Consider the following 1822-nt stretch of genomic DNA (forward strand, 5'->3'; position numbering starts at 1 on the left):
CCTTCAAGATCACCGACTGGCGGCTGTCGCACCGGCGCGACCTGAACGAGGCCGAGAACCGCGCCGCCGGCCTGTCGAACGACGCCCTCATGAACTACGAGACGCTGAAGGCGTTCGGGGCCGAGCAGCGCCTGGTCGGGACCTATGGCGACGCCATGGCGCGCTACGTGGACGCGAGTTCCAAGGCCAACGGTTCGCTGAACCTGCTGAACGCCGCCCAGTCGCTGATCCTGAACGTCGGTCTGGCGGCGATGACGGTGATGGCCGGCTACGAGGTCTCGGGCGGGCATCTGAGGATCGGCGACGTCACCGCGGCGATCTTTCTACTCAGTGGCCTCTACGCGCCGCTCGGCATGCTGGGCTTCCAGTACCGGGAGATCCGCCAGGGCCTGATCGACATGGAGCAGATGGTCTCCCTGAAGGAGATCGCGCCCGACATCGTCGATGCCCCGAACGCGCGGCCGCTGCCGCCGGCGAGCGGGCAGGGCGCCGCCATCGCCTTCGACGACGTCAGCTTCCGTCACGACGCGCGCTCGTCGGGCCTGCTGGGCGTGAGCTTCCAGGCCGCGCCGGGCCAGACGGTCGCCCTGGTCGGCCCGTCCGGCGCTGGCAAGACCACGGCCGTGCGCCTCGCCATGCGCCTGCTCGACCCGCAGGAAGGCCGCGTGACCATCGACGGCGTCGACATGAAGGATGTGCAGCAGGCCGAGATCCGCCGCGCCGTGGCGCTGGTCCCGCAGGACGTCGCGCTCTTCAACGAGACCCTCTACGCCAACGTCGGCTTCGCCCGGCCCGACGCCACGCCCGAGGAGGTGCGCGCGGCCGCCGACGCGGCGGAACTCGGGCCTTTCATCGACGGCCTGCCGGGCGGCATGCAGACCCGCGTCGGCGAGCGGGGCCTCAAGCTCTCCGGCGGCGAGCGCCAGCGCGTCGGCATCGCCCGCGCGCTCCTGGCCAACCCGCGCCTGCTGATCCTGGACGAGGCCACCAGCGCCCTCGACGGGCCCACCGAGGCGGCGATCCAGGAGACCCTGCGCAAGGTCCGCGCCGGCCGCACCACCCTGGTGATCGCCCACCGGCTCTCGACCATCGTCGACGCCGACCGGATCGTGGTGCTGCGCCGCGGCCGCGTCGTCGAGCAGGGGACCCACGCCGAACTCCTGGCCAACGCCGGCGAGTACGCCGCGTTGTGGCGGCGCCAGACGCGCGAGAGCTGACCCGCAGCTCATTCACCTGAATGACGACGCGCCGTCCGCGCCGGCCAACCCTGAACCTCTCAGTGCGTCCGCATCGAGCGGCGAACTAGGCCACCCGGCCTAGCCGACCGGCCGATGCAGCGTCGCGAGGGCCGCCGCAGTCTGGCGGCTCCACGTAGGGAAGGGTGAGTTATGAACTGGCTTCTGAGGACGTCTTTCGCTGCGGGCGCTGTCATGGGCGCGACGCTCCTGCTCGCCGGAACCGCCGAGGCGGCGAGCTTCCGATGCAGCGCCTTCGCAACTGTCAACGATTTCGGACCCGGCTCCGACAGCTCGCACAATACCCCGTGCAGCCGCGATGCTCAGACGACGGGCGGCTTCGGCGCGACGCAAGTGTCGGCATACGTCAGCGCCGACCTGGGCGTCCTGAAGGCGTCGAGCGGGGTGTCCACCACCAACAACGTCTTCGCCAGCGCCAGCACCTACGGGTTTGTCGGTGACGGCGTCACCGTCAGCGGCCTCGGCGACGACGGCGCCAACCTCGTCTTCCGCGTTGCGGTCAATGGCTCGCTCTCGGCCGAGGCGGCGTCGCCGACCCAGTTCTACGCCGACACGGCCGCGAGCGA

Annotated in this window: 2 protein-coding genes; both read left to right on the plus strand. The window is 70.9% G+C overall.

The window, feature by feature from the left end; genetic code table 11:
- On the plus strand, nucleotides 1-1217 hold a 1217-nt coding region (locus tag JNL41_RS06010; RefSeq protein ID WP_293473369.1), incomplete at its 5' end, for an ATP-binding cassette domain-containing protein.
- A gap of 213 nt (nucleotides 1218-1430) precedes the next feature.
- A partial coding sequence (locus JNL41_RS06015) for a hypothetical protein (RefSeq protein ID WP_293473370.1) occupies nucleotides 1431-1822 on the plus strand: 392 nt, incomplete at its 3' end.

Source organism: Phenylobacterium sp., assembly GCF_016793285.1.
In the GTDB taxonomy this organism is placed as follows: Bacteria; Pseudomonadota; Alphaproteobacteria; order Caulobacterales; family Caulobacteraceae; genus Phenylobacterium.